This is a genomic window from Roseibium sp. HPY-6, from assembly GCF_040530035.1.
Lineage (GTDB): Bacteria > Pseudomonadota > Alphaproteobacteria > Rhizobiales > Stappiaceae > Roseibium.
Genome location: NZ_JBEWCD010000001.1, coordinates 2,071,860 through 2,095,718 on the forward strand (window position 1 = coordinate 2,071,860; position 23,859 = coordinate 2,095,718).

General features: G+C 58.0%; 26 protein-coding genes. 11 read left to right on the forward strand and 15 right to left on the reverse strand.

The features are described from left to right. Positions 1-25: 25 nt before the first annotated feature. Genes ABVF61_RS09595 through ABVF61_RS09625 form a run of 7 tightly spaced genes read right to left on the reverse strand, consistent with a single transcriptional unit; the run spans position 26 to position 4,636 of the window. Positions 26-463 (reverse strand): SRPBCC family protein, encoded by a 438-nt coding sequence (locus tag ABVF61_RS09595; RefSeq protein WP_353993291.1) that lies wholly within the window; start codon positions 461-463, stop codon positions 26-28. Beyond that, complete coding sequence (locus ABVF61_RS09600) at positions 456-803, reverse strand: ArsR/SmtB family transcription factor (protein WP_353993292.1); 348 nt, start codon at positions 801-803, stop codon at positions 456-458. Before ABVF61_RS09600 ends, ABVF61_RS09595 begins: the two co-directional genes overlap by 8 nt. A 60-nt stretch (positions 804-863) precedes the next feature. Further along, complete coding sequence (locus ABVF61_RS09605; protein WP_353993293.1) at positions 864-1,256, reverse strand: hotdog family protein; 393 nt, start codon at positions 1,254-1,256, stop codon at positions 864-866. Next, on the reverse strand, positions 1,253-1,642 hold the full coding sequence (locus tag ABVF61_RS09610; RefSeq protein WP_353993294.1) for a MaoC family dehydratase: 390 nt from the start codon (positions 1,640-1,642) through the stop codon (positions 1,253-1,255). Before ABVF61_RS09610 ends, ABVF61_RS09605 begins: the two co-directional genes overlap by 4 nt. Before the next feature lie 3 nt (positions 1,643-1,645). Continuing rightward, the gene (locus tag ABVF61_RS09615; protein WP_353993295.1) at positions 1,646-3,187 is read right to left on the reverse strand and encodes an AMP-binding protein; all 1,542 of its coding nucleotides are present in this window, start codon (positions 3,185-3,187) and stop codon (positions 1,646-1,648) included. Between the two features lie 40 nt (positions 3,188-3,227). Continuing rightward, positions 3,228-4,013, reverse strand: coding sequence for an enoyl-CoA hydratase/isomerase family protein (locus tag ABVF61_RS09620; protein ID WP_353993296.1), 786 nt, complete (start codon positions 4,011-4,013; stop codon positions 3,228-3,230). After that, positions 4,010-4,636 carry a TetR/AcrR family transcriptional regulator gene (locus ABVF61_RS09625; RefSeq protein ID WP_353993297.1) on the reverse strand — a complete coding sequence of 209 codons (627 nt, stop codon included), beginning with the start codon at positions 4,634-4,636 and terminating at the stop codon, positions 4,010-4,012. The genes ABVF61_RS09620 and ABVF61_RS09625 overlap by 4 nt, the downstream gene beginning before the upstream one ends. A gap of 357 nt (positions 4,637-4,993) precedes the next feature. On the opposite strand from ABVF61_RS09625, the gene hemA reads away from it, so the two are divergent. The 11 genes from hemA to ABVF61_RS09680 all read left to right on the forward strand — a co-directional run bounded on the left by hemA (position 4,994) and on the right by ABVF61_RS09680 (position 15,850). Further along, a complete protein-coding gene (gene hemA / locus ABVF61_RS09630) occupies positions 4,994-6,211 on the forward strand; it encodes a 5-aminolevulinate synthase (protein WP_353993298.1) in 1,218 nt (405 codons plus the stop codon). Between the two features lie 531 nt (positions 6,212-6,742). Further along, positions 6,743-6,949 (forward strand): hypothetical protein, encoded by a 207-nt coding sequence (locus tag ABVF61_RS09635; RefSeq protein WP_353993299.1) that lies wholly within the window; start codon positions 6,743-6,745, stop codon positions 6,947-6,949. A gap of 176 nt (positions 6,950-7,125) precedes the next feature. Further along, the gene (locus ABVF61_RS09640) at positions 7,126-7,863 is read left to right on the forward strand and encodes a DUF1194 domain-containing protein (RefSeq protein ID WP_353993300.1); all 738 of its coding nucleotides are present in this window, start codon (positions 7,126-7,128) and stop codon (positions 7,861-7,863) included. 423 nt (positions 7,864-8,286) lie between these two features. Continuing rightward, on the forward strand, positions 8,287-9,534 hold the full coding sequence (locus tag ABVF61_RS09645; RefSeq protein ID WP_353993301.1) for a cation:proton antiporter: 1,248 nt from the start codon (positions 8,287-8,289) through the stop codon (positions 9,532-9,534). Between the two features lie 76 nt (positions 9,535-9,610). After that, positions 9,611-11,221 carry a glutamate synthase-related protein gene (locus ABVF61_RS09650; RefSeq protein ID WP_353993302.1) on the forward strand — a complete coding sequence of 537 codons (1,611 nt, stop codon included), beginning with the start codon at positions 9,611-9,613 and terminating at the stop codon, positions 11,219-11,221. 30 nt (positions 11,222-11,251) lie between these two features. Continuing rightward, the gene (locus ABVF61_RS09655) at positions 11,252-13,228 is read left to right on the forward strand and encodes a thiamine pyrophosphate-dependent enzyme (protein WP_353993303.1); all 1,977 of its coding nucleotides are present in this window, start codon (positions 11,252-11,254) and stop codon (positions 13,226-13,228) included. A gap of 157 nt (positions 13,229-13,385) precedes the next feature. Then, complete coding sequence (locus tag ABVF61_RS09660; RefSeq protein WP_353993304.1) at positions 13,386-13,607, forward strand: hypothetical protein; 222 nt, start codon at positions 13,386-13,388, stop codon at positions 13,605-13,607. After that, a complete protein-coding gene (locus ABVF61_RS09665; RefSeq protein WP_353993305.1) occupies positions 13,604-13,777 on the forward strand; it encodes a hypothetical protein in 174 nt (57 codons plus the stop codon). Before ABVF61_RS09660 ends, ABVF61_RS09665 begins: the two co-directional genes overlap by 4 nt. After that, positions 13,774-14,841, forward strand: a complete 1,068-nt coding sequence (locus ABVF61_RS09670; protein WP_353993306.1) for a Rieske 2Fe-2S domain-containing protein — start codon at positions 13,774-13,776, stop codon at positions 14,839-14,841. The genes ABVF61_RS09665 and ABVF61_RS09670 overlap by 4 nt, the downstream gene beginning before the upstream one ends. Further along, on the forward strand, positions 14,838-15,599 hold the full coding sequence (locus ABVF61_RS09675) for a hypothetical protein (protein ID WP_353993307.1): 762 nt from the start codon (positions 14,838-14,840) through the stop codon (positions 15,597-15,599). Before ABVF61_RS09670 ends, ABVF61_RS09675 begins: the two co-directional genes overlap by 4 nt. Next, positions 15,596-15,850 (forward strand): hypothetical protein, encoded by a 255-nt coding sequence (locus ABVF61_RS09680; RefSeq protein ID WP_353993308.1) that lies wholly within the window; start codon positions 15,596-15,598, stop codon positions 15,848-15,850. The genes ABVF61_RS09675 and ABVF61_RS09680 overlap by 4 nt, the downstream gene beginning before the upstream one ends. A gap of 6 nt (positions 15,851-15,856) precedes the next feature. Here ABVF61_RS09680 and ABVF61_RS09685 read toward each other — a convergent pair whose 3' ends face one another. From ABVF61_RS09685 to ABVF61_RS09720, 8 genes are all read right to left on the reverse strand, one after another. Then, complete coding sequence (locus tag ABVF61_RS09685) at positions 15,857-16,654, reverse strand: alpha/beta fold hydrolase (protein ID WP_353993309.1); 798 nt, start codon at positions 16,652-16,654, stop codon at positions 15,857-15,859. Then, positions 16,651-17,712: a branched-chain amino acid ABC transporter permease gene (locus tag ABVF61_RS09690; protein WP_353993310.1), complete on the reverse strand. Its 1,062-nt coding sequence runs from the start codon at positions 17,710-17,712 to the stop codon at positions 16,651-16,653. Before ABVF61_RS09690 ends, ABVF61_RS09685 begins: the two co-directional genes overlap by 4 nt. A gap of 9 nt (positions 17,713-17,721) precedes the next feature. After that, a complete protein-coding gene (locus ABVF61_RS09695; RefSeq protein WP_353993311.1) occupies positions 17,722-18,750 on the reverse strand; it encodes a branched-chain amino acid ABC transporter permease in 1,029 nt (342 codons plus the stop codon). Next, entirely contained in the window at positions 18,747-19,472 is a 726-nt protein-coding gene (locus ABVF61_RS09700) for an ABC transporter ATP-binding protein (RefSeq protein ID WP_353993312.1), read from the reverse strand. The genes ABVF61_RS09695 and ABVF61_RS09700 overlap by 4 nt, the downstream gene beginning before the upstream one ends. After that, complete coding sequence (locus ABVF61_RS09705; RefSeq protein ID WP_353993313.1) at positions 19,472-20,242, reverse strand: ABC transporter ATP-binding protein; 771 nt, start codon at positions 20,240-20,242, stop codon at positions 19,472-19,474. The genes ABVF61_RS09700 and ABVF61_RS09705 overlap by 1 nt, the downstream gene beginning before the upstream one ends. Positions 20,243-20,373: 131 nt before the next feature. Then, entirely contained in the window at positions 20,374-21,573 is a 1,200-nt protein-coding gene (locus ABVF61_RS09710) for a substrate-binding domain-containing protein (RefSeq protein ID WP_353993314.1), read from the reverse strand. Positions 21,574-21,986: 413 nt separating this feature from the next. Further along, positions 21,987-23,048: an ABC transporter ATP-binding protein gene (locus ABVF61_RS09715; RefSeq protein WP_353993315.1), complete on the reverse strand. Its 1,062-nt coding sequence runs from the start codon at positions 23,046-23,048 to the stop codon at positions 21,987-21,989. 25 nt (positions 23,049-23,073) lie between these two features. Then, the gene (locus tag ABVF61_RS09720; RefSeq protein ID WP_353993316.1) at positions 23,074-23,853 is read right to left on the reverse strand and encodes an IclR family transcriptional regulator; all 780 of its coding nucleotides are present in this window, start codon (positions 23,851-23,853) and stop codon (positions 23,074-23,076) included. Positions 23,854-23,859: the final 6 nt, after the last annotated feature.

The following is a 23,859-nucleotide window of genomic DNA, read 5'->3' on the forward strand; positions in this document are numbered from 1 at the left end:
TCCTTCCCGCTCCACAGGGTGCGTCTTAAGCGGCCTGGCCGCTCTCAGCTACTGGTCCGAGGCACTGCAAAATCCGGGTCCAGCCTCCCTCATGATTGTCGCGGCTTTCCAGGGATGGAAACTTAACGTGCGTAAGAGTGAGCTGCGTACCACCTTCCACTTTCTCAAAATCAAGGGTCACCAAACTGTCCGGTTCCGAGAACGGGCTCTCCCAGGTGAAGGCAAGACGCGAGTGGCGGGAAATTTCCTTGTAGGTTCCTGCATGGGGTATGTGCTGATCCCCCGCTTGCATGATGATTTCGAAGCGGCCGCCGACAGTAGGATCGGTGGTAGCTTTCGGAACGGTCATGCCCGGTCCCGGCGTCATGAATTTCGCCAGCGTTTCAGGGTTCAACCACGCTTCGAAAACACGTTCCGCCGGTGCATTAAAAACACGCGAGACCACAACACTCAGATCATTCATCATCCGGCTCCGTTTCAAGCAACTCGTCCAGCGCGTCGAGGCGTTGCGCCCAGATGGATCTGAGCTCCTTGAACCAGCGGTCGATCTCTCGCACTGGCCCCATGTCCGGTACGATCAGATGCTCACGCCATTCGGTTCGTCTGCGCACAAGGCCGACCGCTTCCAGAACCTTGATATGCTTCGACACGGCATTGAGGCTGACCTCGAAATGCCTGGCAAGATCTGTGACCCTTGTCGGACCGTGCTGCACAAGGAGTGTCAGCAGTTCCCGACGGCGCGGATCGCTCACCGCCTTCAACAGGGCGGTGAGTTTCTGGTCATCCGGCAATCGTTCAACCATTAAGTTGAATTATCCTGATACAAAAAATTAGTCAACCAATTAGTTGAATGAATGAGTCGGTCAAGATTCCGCTGGCTGCATCGTGAGTTGCTCGACATCCTCGACATAGACAAGAGCCCTGCCTTGGCAGATCCGGGTTCCATTCGCGGTTTCGCAGGTGGTTTCCAGATCAACCAGGTGCTTCTCGGGCCGCAAACGCGTGACGGTGACAGACGCCGTAAGCTCCTCTCCGACCGGGGCTGCCGCCAGAAAGTCCAGACTCTGCTTGAGATAGTTCGTGCCAGGGCCGGGAAGCTTTACCCCGAGAAGATACGAAAAGAGAGCGCCGATAAGCGGCCCCGGTACGCTTTCAGGAACACCGGTAGTCCCGGCAGACAAGGCGGCGAAGGCGCGCATGTCTTCCCTGGTGAACGTTCTTCTGGAAAAAGCTTGCTGCCCGAGACTGAAATTCATGCCGCATCTCCGATCTTACAGGCCCCGGAAAGAGTGACCGCCCCGTCGGCACTGCGGCGTATTTCGATGTCAACCAGACCCTGTGTGTCTGGATATTCCGAAATGGAAATCGTCAACTCTTCATCCGCATAGGAAGGGTTCGGAAACATCAGCGTTTGCAGCTCGTGGTCACGCCCCGGGTAAAGTGCCTGCAAGTGTCCGAAAACCCGCGCGTAAAGAAGCATTCCATGCGACACGGTTCTTCCGAACCGCGTGCGGGCGGAAAAATCCGGATCGACATGTATCGGATTGTCGTCGCCCGAAAGCCTGGCGAATTCATCGAAATCCGCCTGTCGCGGTGTCCAGGTGAAGGTGGTACAAGTCGGCTTTTCGGCGGAGTGGCTCATGGCTTACGCATCCTCCGCAACCGGTTGCGAAGAAAAACTGTCTTTGAGGACGTTCTTGCGCACCTTGCCTGCAGCAGTCCGGGGCAGATCCTCAACCACTTCGAAGCTTTTGGGGATCTTGTAAGGTGCCAGATGCCGCCTGCACCAGGCGGGCAGGTCTGCCGTGTCAAGCTTCGCACCTGGCCGCAGGATCAGGTAACCTGCACCAACCTCGCCCCATTTTTCGTCGGGCACGCCGATGACGACGGCTTCCAGAATGGCGGGATGGCTGACCAGAACCTTTTCGACCTCGGCGGGATAGACGTTCTCGCCGCCGGAAATGTACATGTCCTTTATCCGGTCAACGATGAAGTAGTAGCCGTCCTCGTCCCGCCGGGCAACATCGCCTGACTTCAGCCATCCGTCTTCGGTGAAAGCTCTTTGTGTTGCCTCGGGGTTGTCCATGTACCCGGGTGTAATGTTCGGTCCCCGGAACTGAACCTCGCCTTCGCCGGGGCCTTCGACAACCTCGCCGTCCGCATCGACGAGCCTGACATCGGTCAGCATTTGTGCTTTGCCGACAGAACCTATTTTTCTGTCCGCATTGTCCCCATCCATGAGAAAAACCGTCGGTCCCGTCTCAGTCATGCCCATGCCGTTGCAGATGGTCACGCCGCGTTTGCGGAAATCAATGAGAAGATGCTTCGGAACAGGAGCGCCGCCGCATCCCAGCGAACGAACACTTGAGAAATCCGTCTTGCGGATTTTTGCCGAAAGCGCCAGTGCCTGATAAATCGCCGGCACGCCGAAAAAAGTGGTAACCTTGCCTGCATTTATCAGGTCAAGCACAAGATCGGGCTCGAACTTGCGCAAGACGACCGACGATCCTCCGTTGAGGAAGATTGGAAGTGTCGGGAGATTAATCCCGGCCGTGTGAAAGAGGGGCAGGAAATTGACGCCCTTTTCGCCAACACTCAGCCCGGTCGCCTGGCAATAGTTTGTCATGTTGGCGTAGGCCATGCCGGCGGTCTGGATAACGGCTTTCGGCAGGCCGGTCGTCCCGGACGTATACAAAAGATACCACGGCGCATTTGTCTTGATGCGACCGCAGCCGATGGCCGCGGAGCTAGATTGCACCAGTAGTGGATCAAGCGCGCTCTGCGCGTTCGCTGCAGCGCAGATCGGCAGAACGTCCACCCCGCTTTCCCGGACCAACTCCGTTGCAATTGCAGCATTTTCTTTGTCGGCAAAAAGCAGCCGAGCGGCGGACTCTTCAAGGATGGGTTTCAGTTCGGCAACCGGCTGACGCCAGTTGAGCGGAATGAGCAGGATCCCCGTCTTTTGCGCAGCAAACAACAAAACGAAGAAGTCCGGGTGGTTGTGGCAAAGAACCGCAATGCGGTCGCCCCTTTTGAGCCCGTGGCCAAGAAGCAGGTTTCCAAGGCGGCTTGCCCGGCTGTTCACTTCACAAAACGTATAGGCCAATCCGCTTTCGTGGTCGGTGAAGGCCAGCCTATCGGGCGTTAGTTCCGCCCGCTTTGCCGCCATGTCGGTCAAAAACTCCATGTGTCCTCCCAACACCTGGTGTTCAAATAGGGCTCCGGTTTCAGGCGCTCTTGCTGGTAAAAGTCTTCAGTCCGGCAATGGTCTCAGGCCGGGCAACGAGTTCGAGAAAGTGTTCTTTTTCGTTTTCAAGACGTTTGCGCACGGCTTCAAGGCGCTGTGCATCCCAGACATTTTGCCGGGTGGCCACATGGCTCTGCTGGTGCCGCGCACCAAGAGCCGCGACCCAGTCCGCGACATCTGCCTCAAGACGGGACGGTTTTGAGATCCGTGACACCAGACCGAGCGCCAAGGCATCGTCTGCAAAGATCCTTTCGTTCAGATACTGGATCTGAAGCGATCTGGCCGGTCCGATGCGATCGCTCAAGAGCGCGGTCCAGCCCCCATCCGGACCGAAGCCGACTTCCGAATAGTAGGGTTGAATGAAGGCGTCCTCGGACATCGCGACCATGTCGGCAGCGAAGACCAGACCCGCAGACCCTCCTGTCACGGGCCCGTTGACGGCCGTCAGAACCGGCGCTGGAAACGTCAGAAGATCAAGGATCGCGTCGTGGAGGAGACCAACGAGACACTCCGAATAGGTCTGAAGGTCTTTTTTGCAAGCACCGTGATCCAGAAATCCCAGCAAGTCTCCACCCGTCGAAAAGCTGCCACCTTTGGCGCAGATAACAAGCGCTGCAGGCTTGTTTCTAGCTGCCGCCTGGATTGCCGCTCTCAGATCAAGAAGCAGATCAGGAACCAGCGCGTTGTGGCGATGAGGACGGTTCAACCGGACCCAGAGCGCACCGTCCCGCTCTTCCGTCTCGACAAGTCCAGGCGCCGATTTCACGGTTTGATACCATTGGCGATCAGGTCGTAGGCGCTCTCGACAAGCTCTGCTATCGGCGTTTTGGTCTTGAAGACGACAAGCTGTTCGCCGAGCGCGCGCGCTATTCCCATCAGGGCCCAGGCGCGCGTGTCGGGATCCCCTGCAGAGATTTGTCCCGAGGCGGCCGCATCGACGAGACCCGGGCGGTAGCCGTCGGCGAACGCCTCATAGTATTCACGATAGGCCTGCGGATCGACAAAGAGGGCCTCCTGAACAATCCGGTAAAGGTCAGGATGCGCTTCAACGAATTCCAGAAACGCGCGCAGTCCTTCCTTTTCGGCTGAAAGCCTGTCCTCTATGTCCTGTGTCGCCTCGGAAATCGTGTGGCGAACAAGGCGCCCCATTTCCAGGACAAGTTCGGAAAATACCTCTTCCTTGGTCTTGAAATAGATGTAAAACGTGCCCTGGGCCACCCCGGCTTCGCTGGTTATGTGACCGATGGAGGCATCATTGTAACCTCGTGCGCCGATGACACGTTCGGCGGCTGAAAGAATCGCCTTTCTCGTCGCCTCGCCCCTGGCGGTTTTCGGCTGATTGAAAGGCGCCTTGAGCGGCACATCCAAGGTGCTGGCCGATCTGTTCACGTCGATACTCCAAAAACTATGAAACATGAATCAGTATTCATGTTTGCCTCTTGAAAGCAATAGTCTTATATAAGCGGTTGAAAACAAAAGCGATCGTGGTTCAAATTGCTGGTAATACGGGAGCGCAGCGTTGTTTTTTCCGGTTGCGACAGCTCTATGACGTTTGGCCGCATCACGTGCGTTTGACCTTGATCAAGGCGAATTGTCTATTTATGCAGTTTTGAATAACTTAAAGGTGCCCGATAATTGACTTCAGATGGTTGGGGCCTGAAGCACACTGCCGAGACGCGATAAATCGGCGGGAACAGGACGAGAGGCGCTGGTCGGAAGAAACCAGCGATAAAGAGGACCGGTATCATGGACGTGAATGCGTATCTCGAAGAGCGCTTGGGCAAACTTCATGACAATGGTAATTACCGGGTCTTCGCAGATCTTGAGCGTCAATCAGGAAATTTCCCCCGGGCAACGCGCTATCGCGAAGACGGCTCGCAGCAGGACGTCACTGTATGGTGCTCCAACGATTATCTTGGAATGGGCCAGCATGATAAGGTTGTTGGCGCGATGCAGGATGTCATCGCCAAATGCGGCGCTGGCGCTGGTGGAACACGCAATATCTCGGGCACAAATCACTATCACGTCCTTCTGGAACGCGAATTGGCCGATCTTCACGCCAAGGAAGCGGCCCTGATCTTCACATCCGGATATGTCTCCAACTGGGCCGCATTGGGCACGCTGGCGTCCCAGGTGCCGGGCATGATCGTATACTCCGACAGCCTTAATCATGCGTCCATGATCGAGGGGATTCGTCACGCACGCTGCGAGAAGCGGATCTTCAAGCACAATGATTATGAAGATCTTGAGCGCCTGATGGCCGCGGACGATCCGGACGCGCCGAAAATGGTCGCGTTCGAGAGCGTTTATTCCATGGACGGAGACATCGCGCCGATCAAGGAAATTTGCGACGTCGCCGACAAGTTCGGCGCCCTCACCTATCTCGATGAGGTACACGCCGTCGGCATGTATGGCGCACGCGGCGGCGGCGTTGCCGAACGCGAAGGCCTGATGGATCGTCTGACAATCATCGAAGGCACGCTTGGCAAGGCGTTCGGTGTCATGGGCGGTTACATCACCGGCAGCAAGACGGTCGTGGATTTCATCCGGTCCTTTGCGTCCGGCTTTATCTTCACCACAGCACTGCCCCCGGCGCTTGCTGCAGGCGCAACGGCTTCCATCAAGCACCTGAAGGAAAGCCCGTTCGAGCGCAAGGCACACAAGGACCGGGTCGCACAAGTTCGTGCGGCGCTGGACAAACGCGGCATTCCGCATATGGAAAATCCGAGCCACATCGTGCCGGTCATGGTCGGCGATGCGAAGAAGTGCAAGTGGATCTCCGACATCCTGCTGGAGACCTATGGCATCTACGTTCAGCCGATCAATTACCCGACGGTGCCGGTCGGCACGGAGCGCCTGCGTTTTACGCCTACACCACTGCACACGGCAGCCGACATCGAGCATCTTGCTGATTCAATCAACGATCTCTGGTCGCAATGCGCGCTTGCCCGCGCCGTGGCCTGATCCGTTCCTTCTCCTCCCGGAAGGTAGACCCTGCACCCGCCCTTCAAGGGCGGGTTTTTTTGCGCCTGTTTTCTGCTCGCATCACGTCCGCCATTTCAATCTTATGGAAACAGGCGACACCACCCGTCCCTGCATTTTTGCAAGGGCTTAATTCCTGTTTGCAGCATGCAAAGGCGATAAGCTGGCTAGCCGCGCTTGTCACAAGAATTCGGATCACCACATCCAATAGACCGCAGCGTTGTTAACACAACAGCCTTGGAAACCCAGAGCTCTATTAGATGATACGCAGCCGCTTCATGGAACCAATTCAGCTCGTATCCAAGGCGCTGAGCACAGCGCAATATGGGTTATCGTGCGAGTTCCGCAACGAAGGAGATGGGTTGAATTGGCCGACCGAAGGCTCGATTTTCGGGTCCGCTGGACTGCGTTGCCCTCTGTTTGTGGTCACCCGAACCACCGCGCAGAGCGCGTCTCACCAGCAAACACGAAAACCGGGTCAAGAGGCTCCGTATTATTTAATAGGTCTCTAATATGCGCACTAATCTTATTAAGCTTGAATCGATTGCCGGTGGCCAGGTTTGGGTCAACCCGGCTTTCATTGCATCTATTGAGGATTATGAGAAATACGCCACGATAAGGATGGCCGCACCAGAGCACGAAGGCAGCGGCGTGGCTTACAGCGTCAACGAGAAGGCACATACAATCGTCGCAGCGATTGAAGCTGCGGAAAATGATTAGCGTTGCGTCGATCTAGACTTGATCTGCATCTTCATTGCGCAAATTCCTTGATTGAAAATTCAAACAATTCGTGATGGAGAGCCCTCGTCGCTCTTACATGTTTTGTCACGCGACACTGCCTTTTCCGGCGACTGCCCTAACTTTCAAAGAAGTGTCGGTCGAGCGGAGCAAAATTGATGAGAATTGCCTTTGTAGCTGTATTCACCTGGTTCCTGTTGCTGGCATCCCCTGCTCTCGCCGAAGAACTCGACCTTGAGCTTGTGCTCCTTGCCGACGCCACAGGATCGATCGACGATGCTGAAATCCGGTTTCAGCGGGCCGGATATGCGGAAGCGATCACGGATCCGTCAGTTCTGAGCGCGATTGCAAGCAATGCTTATGGCAAGATCGTTGTGACCTATGTCGAGTGGGCGGACATGTTCTCCCAGGACGTGGTGGTCGACTGGACGGTGATCGACGGTAAGGCCTCTGCCGAGGAGTTCGCCGGCAAGCTCATGGAAAAGCCGCGCCAGGCCTATGGACGGAATGCGATCGGCGCAGCGCTCTTGAAAGGCAAGGAACTTATTGATGAGAATGCCTACACCGGCCTGCGCCGCGTGATTGACCTGTCCGCGGACAGCGCCAACAACTGGAACGGCCCGCCGATCCGCGAGGCGCGGGACACCGTGGTTTCCGCAGGTATTGTCATCAACGGACTTGCAGTCTTGTGCAGACACTGCTCCGGCCGTCCGGTTTCCTATGATCTGGAACAAAGATTTCACGACGAGATCATCGGTGGCCCGGCGGCTTTTGTCGTCACTGCGGACAGCGCCGAAACCTTCGCAGATGCCGTACGCAAAAAGCTGATTCTCGAAATCGCCACAAAACCCGAAGATGCGGAAAAGATTCTGACACGGCTCGCGCGGGCTGAGTAACGGAATCCGACAAGGTTTATCCAACGATAGAACCGGCACCGATCACAATTTTAACCTCGGGTCACTTCACGATTGCCACACAGGACTGTCATCTGTTTATGATTTGAATCAGGGAGTTGCCGCCTGCACGTATACCAACCGTAGCAAGCAGAGACCTATCTGACTGTGTTTGGATTCTGTTCTGCAAGGAGTGTGTTGCAGTCCGATGTGGGACATCGGACAAAGCAGACAACGTGGCAGAACTGGATCCAAGCACAGCCGTTGGTGCCGTTTCCAGGCTCTGCGGACATCGTTGCATTCCTTGAACGGCCAACCAGGCCGTACTATGGAAAGCGCCTCGCCGCAAAACCTGGAAACGGCATCAGATTGATCTCTACTTGCTACGGTTGGTATAGATCGCCGTGGGCTTCGGGAGTGAACGTAATGGCCACCGGTCTTTTGATGCTGGCGATGTTTACGGTCTGCTACACGTTGCTGGCGAAGACGCTGTCAAATGGCATTCTGACCGCTCCGATCCTGTTCATCGGCTTCGGCTACCTGATGTCGCAGACGGGCCTGATGCCCTTTGCAGAGGCTGAACACCTTCTGCACATCGTTGCCGAACTCGCTCTGATCATCCTCTTGTTCCTGGATGCGGCACAGATCAACCTGAAAGCGCTGCGCGAACGGCATCAGTGGCCGCTCAGAATGCTGCTCATCGGTCTGCCGCTTGCCCTGCTGATCGGGACGGCTGCCGCAGCCCCCTTCCTGACAACGTATCCACTCATCGTCGCAGCGCTGGTCGCTGCGCTGCTTGCACCGACCGATGCCGCACTCGGCCAGGCCGTCGTGACCAATGAAGCCGTCCCTAAACGTGTCCGGCGCGCGCTCACGCTGGAGAGCGGCCTGAACGATGGCCTTGCGCTGCCGGTCATCCTGCTCTTTGCAAGTTTAACTGCTGAAATGATGCACCAGGACACCACCAATTGGCTCCTGTTCGGCGCCAAACAGCTGATCTTCGGACCGCTGGTTGGCGGCATCATGGGATTTGTCGGCGGTTACCTTTTCCTTGCTGCCAAGCGCCGCAAGATGACATCGGTAACCATTGAGGGCATCGGCGCTATTGCGATGGCGGGAGCTGCCTATCTCGCGGCCGGCATGGTCGACGGCAACGGATTTATTTCTGCCTTTGTCGCGGGGTTGTGTTTCGGCAATGTCATCAAGGGCCAATGCGCTTTCATCTACGAGTTCACCGAAAGCGAAGGACAGATGCTCGCCTGGGGCGCTTTCTTTCTCATCGGACTGGCGCTTCTGCCTGAAGCAATTGCGCATCTCGACGCCGGCATGCTGACGATTATCCTCGTCAGCCTGTTCATCGTGAGGCCCCTTGCCGTGTGGCTGTCGCTTACCGGAACAGACGCGGCTCCGCTCACGAAGCTCTTTTTCGGCTGGTTCGGACCGCGCGGGCTCGCGACCGCGTTGTTTGCACTTCTGGTCGTAGATGAAATCGATCATGAAATCGGCGAATATCTGTTGAACCTTGCCGTCAATGCCGTCTGGATCAGTGCGGTGCTGCACGGAATTACCGCTGTACCATTTGCAAAGTGGTATGGTGCCCGCATGTCCGACAATGAAGGAGCTGCCGAAATGGCCGCCATCCCGCCGATGCGGCCGGGCAGCCCGGTCGAATGACAATCAGCTTTTCACGCCATCAGGAATTCAGCCAAGATTTTGCGAAGACATGCGAAATCACTAGCCGGGGGAAGAAATGAAAAAACACGTTGTAGCCACCTTGAGCGCCCTGCCGGACCGCGATCCGCAATATGCGCTTGTCGCCGATGTCGACTTGGTGGTCGTCCGGTTCGATGACGACATCTCGGTCTTTTACGGCAGATGCCTGCACCGCGGCGCTTTGATGTCTGACGGCTACGTAGACGGCGACAATCTGATTTGCGGCGTTCATTATTGGGACTATCGCGTCGACAGCGGCGTTTCGGAATACAATAATTCCGAGGCTCTCCCCAAGTTTACAAGCTGGGTCGAAGGAGACGAGGTGTGCGTCGACGAGGACGAGATTGCCGCCTGGGGGCAGGAGAATCCGCAGCCGTTTCAGCGCGACCAGTATCTGGGTCTTTATGCAGACACGAGCCACGGCACCGAGGAAGAACCCTATAACGGGCTGATCCAGCAATATGCGCGCGATGGCCTGACCAAGACGGGTCACCACGGCCGGGTCGACGCGATGGGCGTGCCGCGCACGCAGCTGCCCGACTGGGACGACATCCAGATCCTGACCGCACAGTTGCAGCGCTTTCCGCTTCTCGATGATGATCCCGTCGGTACAGACGTCGTCATTGGACCCAACGCGCAAAAGCCACTCCGCCTCAAGATCCCGCTCTTTGTCTCCGACATGAGTTTCGGTGCCTTGTCCGAACCCGCAAAAGTGTCCCTTGCCCGTGGTGCGGAACTTGCCGGTACCGGCATCTGTTCCGGGGAAGGCGGTATGCTCCCGGAAGAGCAGGAAGCGAACTCCCGCTATTTCTATGAGCTCGCTTCGGCCCGCTTCGGCTTCGACTGGGCAAAGCTCGACCGGGTTCAGGCATTCCATTTCAAGGGTGGTCAGGGTGCCAAAACGGGCACCGGAGGGCACCTGCCGGGCGCCAAGGTGAAAGGCAAGATCGCTGAAGTGAGGGGCCTTCAGGAAGGCACCGACGCCATTTCGCCGCCGCGCTTTCCCGACTGGACCGACTGCGTGCAGGTCAAGGAATTTGCTGACGAAGTGCGTACGCGGACCGGCGGCATTCCAATCGGCTACAAGTTGTCGGCGCAGCATATCGAGAAAGATATCGACGCGGCGCTTGAGGTCGGCGTCGACTACATCATCCTCGACGGGCGCGGTGGCGGCACTGGCGCCGCCCCAATCATTTTCCGAGACAACATCTCCGTCCCGACGATCCCGGCCCTCGCCCGCGCGCGGCGTCATCTGGACAAATCCGGCAGGCCCGACGTCAGCCTGGTGATCACAGGCGGCCTGCGCAAACCCGCCGACTTCGTCAAGGCGATGGCGCTCGGCGCAGATGCGATCGCCGTTTCCAATGCGGCCATGCAGGCCATCGGCTGCATCGCCATGCGCGCCTGTCACACCAACAACTGTCCCGTTGGCATTGCCACGCAGAAACCGCATCTCGTCAGCCGCCTTCAGATCGAAAAGTCCGCGCGGCAATTGACCAATTTCTTCGAGGCCTCCGTCGAGCTGATGCAGGTGATGGCGCGGGCCTGCGGATACGCGCACCTGAACGAATTCAACCCGGACGATCTGACAACCTGGAAGCGGGAAATGTCCGACCTGTCCGGCGTCGCCTATGGCGGTGTCGCCTGACCCTGTAGTCTCGTCTTGAGGGAGAATACCATGAACGCTGAACCGCTAGACTGGATCAAGGTCGGCCATGTCAACGATTTGCCGGAAGGCCGCGTCAAGACGGTAACCGCGCGCACGACATCCATCTGCTTGTCGCACTTCGATGGGCAATGGGCCGCCATGGAAAACCACTGTCCGCACCAGCGGGGCCCGCTTGGCGAGGGTTCCATCGAAAAGGGCACCGATGGAAAATGCTGGATCCGCTGCCCTTGGCACGGCTGGGATTTCGATCCGCTCACCGGAAAGCCCCCCGGTGGACATGAGGACAGCGGCCAGCAGATCTACCCGCTCAAAATCGAAAATGATGAGATCTTTGTCGGGCTCGAAGCCGAACCGGAGCACGAGCGCACCGCCACCGACGTCATGGCCGAAACCATGGTCAATTGGGGCGTCAAGCGCGTCTTCGGCATGGTGGGTCATTCCAATCTTGGTCTTGCCGATGCGATCCGGCTGCAGGTCAACAAAGGTAAACTCGGCTACGTTGGCATTCGCCATGAAGGCGCCGCAGCGTTTGCGGCGTCCGCCTATGGCAAACTGACAGGCAAGCCCGCCGGTTGTCTGACCATTGCCGGACCTGGCGCAACCAATCTTCTGACCGGTCTTTGGGACGCCAAGGTCGATCGCGCGCCCGTCTTGGCCCTCACCGGACAGGTTCAGACCCAGGTGTTCGGCCCGGGTGCCTTTCAGGACATTGATCTGAAATCGGCCTTTGATGCGGTGTCCAGGTTCTCTCAGCCTGTGCTAAGCACCTCCAATCACGCCGAACTCATGTCGCTGGCCCTCAAGACCGCTATTGTCGAACGGGATGTCGCCAACCTGATTTTCCCGGACGATGTCCAGACGATCCCGAGCGAAAAGCCTGCGGGTTATCCTGATGGGCGCCTCGGCGGAACAGAGATCTCGCCCTCGCCGGACGATCTCGCCAAGGCGGCCGAGATGATCAATGGCGCGAAGCGGCCCACCATCGTGCTCGGCTACGGCGCGAAAGAGGTCCGCGAGAAGGTCATCGCGCTGGCCGAGAAGATCGGCGCGCCGGTGATGACCACCTTCAAGGGCAAGGGACTGATCCCGGACAACCACCCGCTGGCAGCAGGCGTGCTCGGTCGGTCCGGCACGCCGATCGCCAGCTGGTTCATGAACGAGGCGGATCTGATCATTTCGCTTGGTTCCTCCTTTGCCAATCACACCGGGATCGCACCCTACAAGCCGATCATCCAGGTGGACTTCGAGCGCATGCAACTCGGCAAGTTCCATCCCGTGACGCTTCCGGTTTGGGGTGAAATCGGCACCTTCTGCGATGCTGTTTCAGGCTCCGTCTCTCAAGCCGCCGATGCCGCCGACCAAAGGTCCGAGCTTGTCGAACGGTGGGAGATCTGGCGCGAGGAAAAGGAAACGCGTCTGTCGGAAGATCACGGCGGCGGAATTCACTCCGCAGCGGTCTTCAAGGCACTGACGGAACTCTGCCCGGATGATGCCATCATCCCCGTCGATGTCGGCAACAACACTTACTCCTTTGGCCGCTATTTCGAACCACGCGGCCAGCGCATCCTGATGTCCGGTTATCTCGGTTCGATCGGCTTCAGCCTCCCCGCCGCGCTCGGAGCCTGGTGCGCGACACAGGATTTCGAGGAATACAGGGGCCGCAAGGTGATCTCGATCTCAGGCGATGGCGGCTTTGGCCAATACGCGATGGAGTTCACCACAGCCGTCAAATACGGCATGAACATCACACATATTCTTCTCAACAACTCAGAGCTTGGAAAGATCTCCAAGGAACAGCGGTCCGGAGAATGGCCTGTCTGGGAGACCAATCTCACCAATCCCTCCTTCGCCGCCTTCGCCCGTCTATGCGGCGGCCACGGGCACCGTGTCACGGAGGCATCCGAACTCGGCGATGCCATCGCCAAGGCGATCGCCCATGACGGTCCCTCGCTTGTGGAAATCATAACCGACGCGGATCTGGTGTGAGGAAGAGCCTCAGACCTTGTCATCCCTGCGAAGACAGGGACCCAGTAGACACCGAAAGTGAAGAGTTGCGAAAACCCTATGTTGAGGAATACTGGATCCCGGCCTTGCGCTTTGCTCCAGCCGGGATGACAAATGGAAGAACTTCGGAGGACACCTGTTGCAGACTGCAGAACTACTTCTTGAGCTTGGCCGTTGGTACCTGATGGCGGGCGGGGTCGTGGCGGCCGCATTTCTTGTCTTCGGCATCGATCGGGTGGAACCGTCCGCACGCGGGTCCTATGCGTTCCGACCGCTCCTGATACCGGGCATCTGCCTGATCTGGCCACTGGTGCTGTATCGCTGGTTCACCCTTGAAAAACATGGAGAAGACGCCCGGTGAAACGCGCTCATCGAACAGCTCACGCCCGGATCTGGACGGTTCTCGGTATCTTGCTGCCTCTGGCATTCTTCGCAGTCCTGACCCTGCGCCAGACGCCACCAGCGGACCGGCCGGCCATTCTTGTTGAAGCCCCTGCAGGCGAGCCAAGCGGTGCGGAGGCCTCTCAATGAGTGTGCAATACACACCGGTGATCTGGAACCGGAACAAGATCTTCTACGATGCCGTGCTGCTGATTGCGGTCGTGCTCTACCTTTACATCTATATCCGTGTCGCACCCGGTTTCGAGGATGTCACCAAGCCAATCGACGGTGCGATCCTGCGCATGAGAGCCTTCGGCAGTTGCGCCTTCCTGATGCTGACCGTGATCTTGTGCATCGGGCCACTCGCCCGCCTCGATCGCCGGTTCCTGCCGCTCCTCTACAATCGCCGGCATTTCGGCGTGATGACGGCGGGGATTGCAGCCGTACACGCCAACTATGTCCTGACGTGGTATTACAATTTCTCACCGACGGACAAATATGTCGCTCTTCTGTCGTCAAACACCAACTATGGACAGATCCTTGGCTTTCCCTTTGAAACGCTGGGGATTGTGGCTCTGTTGATCCTGTTTGTCCTGGCAGCGACCAGCCACGACTTCTGGCTGAGCTTCCTGGGTGCGCCGATCTGGAAGGCGCTGCATATGTTCATCTATGCGGCCTACGCGTGCGTTGTCCTGCATGTCGCGCTCGGCGCGCTTCAGGGCGCGGGAGATCCGATCTTCACAAGCGTCGTCGCGGCGAGTGTTGTTCTGGTATCGGGACTTCACTTTGCCACAGGTCGCATGGAAGCCAGACGGGACCGGGGCGAAGAGACGGCCAAGGCATCGCTTCAGGAGAAGGGCTGGCTGGTGGCAGGCGAACTGGATGAAATCGACGATGACTGCGCCAAGGTGGTGACCCTGTCAGACGACGAGCGGGTTGCCATTTTCAAGTATGACGGCAAGCTGTCGGCGATCACCAATGCCTGTGCTCACCAGAACGGTCCGCTCGGAGAAGGCAAGGTGCTTTGGGGCTGTATCACCTGCCCCTGGCACGGCTATCAGTACAATCTCAGCGACGGCCGCGCACCGGCACCGTTCACTGAAAAGATCTCGACCTACAGGCTGAAACTGATTGGATCAACAATTCTCCTCGATCCGAACGCCCTGCCACCCGGCACCCATGTGGACCCTGTCGAAATCGGAGAAGCGGCATGAGCTGGAGACAGACGAAAGACGCCCCCTTCTATGTCGGCTACCTGAATGCGGTGCCGAAGCAACTGGTCATGTTCCTCGTTGTCTTCGCTGTCTGCTTTGCGGGCGGTTTGGGCATCGCCGCACTTGCGCTCTCCTCGACGCAGAATGATCCGGGCAACGGCGGGTTCCAATGGGGCAACCGGTTTGAAAATGTCGGCATCCTCGAACTGCGTCCCTACCCCGTTCTTCGCGTGCCTGCAGACGGCGAGACCCCTGCACGGACCTATATGCTTGCTGGCCAGGGAAAACGTGGAGCATTCAGTCAGGCGGAAAAGAACCAGGACGGGCCTGTGACCCTGCGGGGAGTCCCGGTCAATCGCGGCGACCTCACCATGATCCAGGTCGGGCGGGTCGAAGCCGTGGAAGGAGGCGCTCCCGACTTTACGCCCGCGGGTCCTGAGCCGTTGGGCCGCTGGAAACTAACCGGAGAGATCTGCGACGGCAAATGCTATGCCGGGGCCATGCGGCCAGGTCGCGGCCTTGCCCACAAGGCCTGTGCAGACCTCTGCCTGACCGGAGGCATACCGCCGGTCTTCGTCTCCTCAGGCCCGGTAGAGAACCGCAACTTCTTCCTGATGGCCGATCAGGACGGAAACCTGATTGGTGACGAAATCAAACCGTTGCTGGCGCTTTACGTTGAACTGGAGGGCGACGTCGAACGCCTCGATGATCTGATGGTCTTTAAGGTGGACCTTGCAAAAGCGAGGATCCTGAAATGAGCGAAGACCAATCCCCGAGACCGGCCTGGCAGACCATCCTGATCTCGCTGATCCTGACGGCCGCGCTCACAGCGATTGCCTACTACGCCTGGATCTACGCCAATATCGGCGCGCGTCAGTGGGACGTGACCAAGAACAGCCTGACAACAGACCTTCGGTTCTTTGTCGGGCTGCTGGCGGTCTTCCTTGTCCTGACGTTCCTCGACAAGATCATCGAGTTCGTGAAAACGAAGATCGGTGGCGGGCACTGAGGCGCATCAACGCTGGTGAATCAGTTCCATCAGCAGGTCGTTGAAACGGGCGGTCTCTTCCATGTGCGGTGCGTGGCCGGAGCGGTCGAAGAGGTGCAGCTGAAAGTCCGGCACATTCTCTTCATGCCAGCGATGGACGCCTTGTCCGTACAGCTGGCTCTTGCGCCCCGCGACCAGATGAAACGGCACGGGGAAGTTCTCCAGCAACGGCCTAAAATCCTGAGCTGTCAGCGAGGCCCACATCTGTTTCAGAAGTGCCGGATCGGCCTTGGCGATCTCATGAGCGACCTTTTCCTTCTGCTCCTGCCCGACAGGTAATCCGTCTGCGAAGAGCCGGCTCGCGATCCGTCCCGGCAGCTTCGGCCAGTCCGGAACGATGGCATTGAGAAACACCTGGTTGAGCTCTGAATTAAGCCCGTTCAGCGTCCCGTTCTGCCAGGTGGACGTGTTCAGCACCTTCGGTGTCATGTCGACGGCAACGAAGGAAGAAAACCGGCCCGAACCGAAACGCTCGATCATCGAATAGGCCACCAGTGCGCCCATGGACCAGCCGCAAAGGATCGCGTCTGAGACATCCCGCTCCACAAGTTCGGCATGGACTGCATCGGCAGCCGCTTCGATCGTCAATGGCAAGTTGTTGGCTGTTTGCCCGTGACCCGGCAGATCCGGCACAAGACATCGGGCATGCGCCTTCAGGCTGTCAATCTGGCTGTGAAAGAACTGGCCCGGACACGACCAGCCGTGAATGAGCACCAGGGGGCGTCCGGCCCCCACGTCGCGCAAAAAAAGTCCCTTGTTGCTCAAGCACGCCCCGCCCGCAGTCTTCCGACGATCCCGCTCGGAAAGAAATAAACCGAAAGGATAAATAGCACGCCGAGCCAAAGCAGCCAGCGTTCCGGCGCAACGAGTGTTGAAACCAGCGGTACGGCGCTTGTTGCCTCCACGGCAACGCCCATCAAGTTCTGCAGATAGGTCTGCGCAAGGATAAACAGTGTGGCACCAAGCACCGCTCCGTAAAGCGTGCCCATTCCTCCGATCACCACCATCAACAGGATGTCGATCATGATCTCCATTGACAGCGTCGTGGCAGGCCCGGTGTAGCGCAGCCAGATCGCCAGCAATGACCCTGCAAGTGCTGCCATGACGGCGGAAAGAACCGTTGCAGTCGTGCGGTACCAGACCACCTTGTATCCGATTGCTTCTGCCCTGAACGCGTTATCCCGAACGGCCTTGAGTGTCCGCCCGAACGGCGAGTTGACAATCCGAAGCATGACCAGGAACAGCGCCAGAGATGCAAAGAAAACAAGATAGTAGGCCAGCAGCTTGCCGTTGATCCGGACGCCGAAAACCTTTTCCTGAACCAGCTTGAAGGCCGGTGTCAGCTCGCGCGGGATCTTGTAGTTGAGCCCGTCCTCACCGCCAGTCAGCCAGGACATCTGCGAAACGAAAACCGCGAACGCGCTTGCAACGGCCAGCGTCACCATGGCGAAGAAGATCGCCTTGACGCGCAACGAAAACAAACCGATTGCCAAAGCGAAAGCGGCCGCAACAAGCATCCCGGCGAGCGTGCCCCAAGCGAGCGACCAGTAACTCGGACCGGAGGTGCTGAGCGCGAGAGCCGTCCCGTAAGCACCGATGCCGAAGAACATGGTGTGCGCGAAAGAGACGATCCCAGAGTAGCCAAGCAGGAGATCGTAGCTCGCTACCAGGACGATGAAAATGCAGATCCGCGCTGCCGTCTCGAGCGACTTTGTCCCCGGGAACAGGAACGGGGCAAAGGCGAGTGAAATCAGGACCGCAACAAGCAGCAAGGTCAGAAGGCCGCTGCGCGGGGTGTCGCCGGAAAGAAGTCTCGTAAGCATGCCGGTCCCTCACTTCGCCTTGACGACGGGATAAAGACCCTGGGGCCGCCACATCAGGATCACGACCATGAGCGCAATGGTGGAGATCAGCGCCACCTTCGGCGCGAGAAAGGCCGTGTAGTTGGCGAGCAGACCAACCAGAAGGGCTCCGATGAAGCATCCTTCGACGGACCCGAGCCCACCGATAATCACCACGATGAAGACCAACACCATGATCTCCGATCCCATATGCGCGGTGATCGTCTCCTGGTAGAGCCCCCACATCACGCCTCCAAGCCCGGCAAGCGCCGACCCCGTCATGAAGACGATCAGGAACAGCCTGCGGATCCTGTAACCGAGCGCTTCGACCATCTCACCGTTCTCAACCCCGGCCCTGACAAGCAGTCCGACCTTTGTGTTTTTCAGGACGTGACGCATTGCGAGAAAGAGTGCGAGCCCGATGGCGACCGCAACGAGCCTGTATTTTTCAATGGCCGCTTCCCCGAACACCACCGATCCCTGAAACGCCTCGGGACGTGAGATGTGTAATTCGTCCGGTCCCCAAACCACGTAGATCATCTGCTGCGCAACGATCAGGCCGCCCATCGTGACAAGGATCTGCTTCAGATGCTCGCCATAAACCGGCATGACGATGACGCGCTCGAAGGCATAGCCGAGCAAGCCGGTCACGACCATTGCCGCAAGGATGGCAACCAGAACCGCGGCAAGGTTGAGCATGACACTCGGCGACGCCGTCCAGCCCGCGAGCCACGCCAGCACCGTGAACCCGACAAAGGCACCGACCGCGACAAACGCCCCGTGCCCGAAATTGATCACGTCCATCAGCCCAAAGACCACCGTCAGCCCGGACGCCATGATGAAAATCATCATGCCCATGGCAAGGCCGGCCACCGTGAGGGTCAGCCAGCTCGCCGGGTTGCCGATGGCAACAAGCCCCAGAAGCGCAAGCACAGGCACGAGCAAGACCGGCAGTTTCTGCAAGACCTGTTCCCGCAAGGGTATCTTTTCGATGCGCGGCTTGATTGCTGTTTCGCTCATTGATGCGCCTCCAGGCTCAACCCCATCAATCTCTCCTGCAAGCCATCGTCTTCAATCAGTTCGCTCATCTGCCCGGCGTGAATGATGCGGCCGTCATCCATGACGGCGACAGTGTCGCCAATGGCGGACGCCATCGCGAAATTCTGTTCAACGAGCAGGATCGTCGTGTCCGTCTGTTTCAGTTCGCGCATGGCTTCGGTCATCGCATTGATGATGGCCGGTGCGAGTCCTTTGGTCGGCTCGTCAATCAGGATCAGCCGCCGAGGTTCGATGATGGCACGGGCAACGGACAGCATCTGTTTCTGACCACCCGAGAGGGTTCCGGCGGAGGCCTCCCAGAAGGTGCCGATCGGTGGAAACAGCTCCTTGATCCAGCCAAGACGTTTCTGATCGACAGGTCCGTTTGATGCGGCAAGCACCATGTTCTCGGCAACCGTCAGATCCGTGAAGATGCCCATGTCTTCCGGCACATAGGCAACGCCGCGCCGGGAAATGTCGGGCGTTTCCAGCTTCGTGATGAGGTGATCACCAAAACGGATCTCACCCTGGCTGGCAGTCCAAAGGCCCATGATGGTTCTGAGCGTTGTGGTCTTGCCCGCGCCATTGCGTCCCAGAAGAACGGTCACACCGCCTTCCGGCACGACGAGATCCACGCCCTGAAGAATGTGGTAGGGACCGATAAGCGTGTGCACGCCGGCAAGAGAAAGCAGGGTGTCGGACATCAGGCCGCCTCCGGAGCCTTGCCGAGATAGGCCTCCTGCACGACCGGCAGCGCGATCACTTCGGCGGGGTCGCCATCTGCGACCAGTTCGCCGTTGTGCAGGACGACAATCCGGTCGGCCAGGGATCGGATCACGTCCATCTTGTGTTCCACCAGCAGGATGGTCCGGTCCATGTCCGCTTTCAGTTTCCGGATCAGCTCCAGAATGACCGGGACCTCGTCGACGCTCATGCCCGCTGTCGGTTCGTCGAACATCAAAACCTGAGGACCCAGTGCGATCAGCAACGCGACTTCAAGCTTGCGCTGGTCGCCATGGGGAAGCGCCGAAACGATCTGGTCGGCCTGATCGATCAGCCGGACTTCTGCCAGAACGTGATCGGCGCGTTCCAGAAGCTCGATATGGCTTTCCGCGATCGAGAACAGATCGAACCCTTTACGCGCCCTGGACTGTACGACAAGGCGCACGTTTTCGCGCACGGTTAAGGTGGGAAACAGGTTCGTCAGCTGGAAGGCACGTCCGATGCCGCGATCTGTCCGGTCGGGAACGGAGTGTCGTGTGATGTCTTCACCGTTCAGCGTCACGGTACCTCCCGTCGCCTTCAATTGCCCTGAAATGAGATTGAAATAGGTCGTCTTTCCTGCACCGTTCGGTCCGACAATAGCGGTAAGCGTTCCCCTGTCGAACCCGCATGAGACGCGGTCAATCGCAACATGACCACCGAAGCGGATTGTCAGGTCACGAGTTTCGAGAATGGGTTTTTCTGTCGCCACGGGAATGCGTCCTGTGATTTCGAAGACGTCTGCCGGCAAGGGCCCGGCCAGTCGAACTTCTCCGGCCGGGCAACTTTACAGAATTTTCGGGAACCGGCGCGTGGTCGATGGGGTGTTACGCGCCAGTCTCCTTACTGATTGCGGATCGGAATATCCATATCCTCGATCTTCAACTCACGCACCAGTTCCGGAATACCCCACTCGACATCGGGATCGACACGGATCTTGAAGTGATACATGGGCTGCAGCGCCTGATGATCTTCGGCACGGAAAACCATCTTGCCTTTCGGCGTTTCGAATTCCATGCCTTCCATCGCACTGATCAGCTCTTCCGTTTCCGTTGAACCCGCCTTGCGGATGGCCTCAACGATTGCAATCCCGGCGGACATGCCACCCGCGGTGAAGAAGTCGGGCGGTGCATCGAACCGTTTCTGGTGCTCGGAGACCAGCCAGTCGTTCACCGGATTTTTCGGGATCTCATAATAGTAGTAGGTCGCGCCTTCCATTCCAGGCAGCTCCTTGTAGGCCTTCATGGCCGCCAGGATATTGCCGCCCGTTGCGATCTCAACGCCGAACCGTTCCGGCTCCATTGCCTGGATCTTGCTGATCGGATTGCCGCCGCCGGCCCAGATCACGAACAGGAATTTGCGGCCCGGCTCATCCTTCAAGGCATCGAAAATACGCTGCGCGTTCGCGGTAAAGTCCTTGGTGTCGGTGGGGGCGTATTCCTCGAAAACAAGGTTGGCACCCGTACCCGCCAGCGCTTCCTTGAAGGCGGCAACTCCGTCGCGTCCGAACGCATAGTCCTGCGCGAGCGTCGCGATGGAGACGCCTTCCTGACCGAGAGCGACAGCGTTGGCAATCGCGTCCTGCGACGAGTTGCGCGATGTCCGGAAGACGTAGCGGTTCCAATTGTTGCCTGTGATGGAATCGGCAACGGCCGGTTCCACGATCAGCAGCTTTTCATATTCTTCGGCGACCGGCAGCATGGCGAGCGCAACACCGGAAGAAACCGGCCCGACTGCTATATCGACTTCATCATCGCCATAAGCTTCGGCAAGCGCCCCCTTGCCGATATCCGGCTTGAGTTGCGTATCCTTTTCGATCACCACGATCTTGCGGCCGTCGATCTCCATCGAGCCGTCGGTGGCGTATTCAAGCCCCATCATCAGACCTGTATGGGACTGCTTTGCATAGGCTTCGAACGGTCCGGTTTTACCGTAGACGTGAGCGATCTTGATATCTTCCGCCTGGGCGGCGGGTACGCTCGCAGCGAGAAGGCTCAGGCCGGCCACAATCGGACTTGCCCAGCGGTGAAGGCGTTTGGTCATCGTTTTCCTCCCGATAGGCGCAGGAACCAGACAGGCTGCCTTCTGCTCTCGCATCACGCAAAACACCGTCTTTCCGCCCAACGCCATGCATATATGAAACCTGAATCAGTATTCATGTCAAGACAAGACGACGACCCTTCGATGTAACAGGCATCGCAAGAAACATCGCGTTAGGCCGGCCCAGCCTCTTCAGGCTGGCCGGAATTTCAAATCTTCGAATGGAGGAGTTTGCGATGGTTGCGTTACGAAGAAAGTGCGCAGATAAACCGCTCACGATTTTCGGCACCCGGGATCAGATACTGTTGACGTAGCTCGGCAAATCCGGCGTAGAAATTGTTGCTTCCAACAGAAAGAGGTAGCGCCCAAGGTCAGAAAATGAGATCGCCGCTGAACACGGCGACCACCCAAGCAGATTACCGCAACCGCGCTTCGGTCTCTGCGTCGAAGAAGAAAGCGGAAGAAGGATCAAAAGTCACTTCGACATGGCCCTCTGTGACCGGGGCTTCCTCGCCTTTGGTCTCCACGATGATCCGCTCACCGGTCGGACAGATCAGATAGGAGTAGGCAACACCGCCGAGCTGTTCGCAAAGGTCGACGGTCGCACCCTCGGAGCTCTCGGAAATCTTCAGATGCTGCGGTCGCAATCCGACAAGGACCTTTTTGCCGGCACCCGGAAGCGCCACTGTCGTTGGGACAGTTATGCCGCCAAATGCAGGAATGGTAACGCCACCTTCAGCCGCAACGCCTTCGACAAAGTTCATGCTAGGCGAACCGATAAATCCTGCAACAAACCTGTTGTCCGGGTCGGAGTAAAGCTTCATTGGCGACCCGACCTGTTCGATTTTGCCTGCGCGCAGCACGACGATCTTGTCTGCAAGCGTCATGGCCTCGACCTGGTCATGCGTCACGTAGATCATCGTTGCGCCGATATCCTTGTGCAGCCGCGCGATTTCAACACGCATGTCGACACGCAGTTCCGCGTCGAGGTTGGACAGCGGTTCGTCGAAGAGGAAAACTTCAGGTCCGCGCACGATGGCACGGCCAATGGCAACACGCTGGCGCTGACCACCCGAAAGTGCTTTCGGCTTACGCTTGAGGTAAGGATCCAGCTTCAGGATACGGCTCGCTTCGGAAACCTTCGCGTTAATCTCGGCTTTGGGGTGGCCATTCATCTTGAGCCCGAAGCCCATATTCTCTTCAACCGACATATGCGGATAAAGCGCATAGGTCTGGAACACCATCGCCACGCCGCGCTCAGACGGATCAAGCTTCGTCACGTCGCGGCCACCGATCTGGATCTGTCCGGTGGTCGTTTCTTCAAGTCCGGCGATCATGCGCAGCAAGGTGGACTTGCCACAGCCGGACGGGCCGACAAAGACACAGAATTCGCCATGATCGATCTGAAGATCCACGCCGTGGATGACTTGCAGGTCGGCATATTTTTTGACTGCTTTGGTCAGCGTGACGCCAGACATTTAATCTCTTCTCCCTAGGTGTTCTTCAGGCGGGGAACTGCCAGTCTTCAACGGCTGCAGCAATTTCCGAAGCGGTTTTCAAAAGCACAGGACGCACTTCTGAAAGCTCTTCCAGACCCTTTCGTGTTGTCGATGTGGTGACGGAAAGCGCCCCGATCGGACGCCCTTTCGAGGACAGGACAGGTGCGGCAATACAGATGATTCCGGGTTCATGCTCCTCCCGGTCGAACGCAACACCCTTGGTTTTGATGTCCTCCAGATCGGCCCTGAGCGCAGCTTCACTGCTCAATGTAGATGGTGTGTAGGCGTGGAAAGACTGTTTCTTGATGGCTTCCGCAAGCTCGTCCGGTTCCAGAAACGCAAGCAGTGCTTTTCCGACACCGGTACAATATCCGGGTCCGATCTTGCCGGCCTGCGAATACATGTCGATGGGATTGATGGCGTTGCGCTTGTCGACATAAAGCACCTGCCCGCCATCCAGTTGGGCCAGGTGAACCGTCTCTCCGACGGCCTCGGAAAGCTTGCGTACGAACGGCCGGGCGATGGGAGCGATCGAACTCTGACGCCAGGCAGCGTGGGCAAGCCGGACAAGCCGAATTCCGAGCGAATAGGTTTGCTGGCTTTCGTCGTAAGCAAGCATGCCCTGGCTCACCAGGGTCTGCAGCAGACGGTAGAGCGTTGCCTTGGGGTGCACACTGTCGGAGAGCAATTCACTAAAGCGGACCGGACGTCCGACGGCTGCGACTTTATCGAGCACATCGAGCGCCTTGCCGACAGTTCCGTCGCCATTGGCCTGCTTGTTCATGATTTC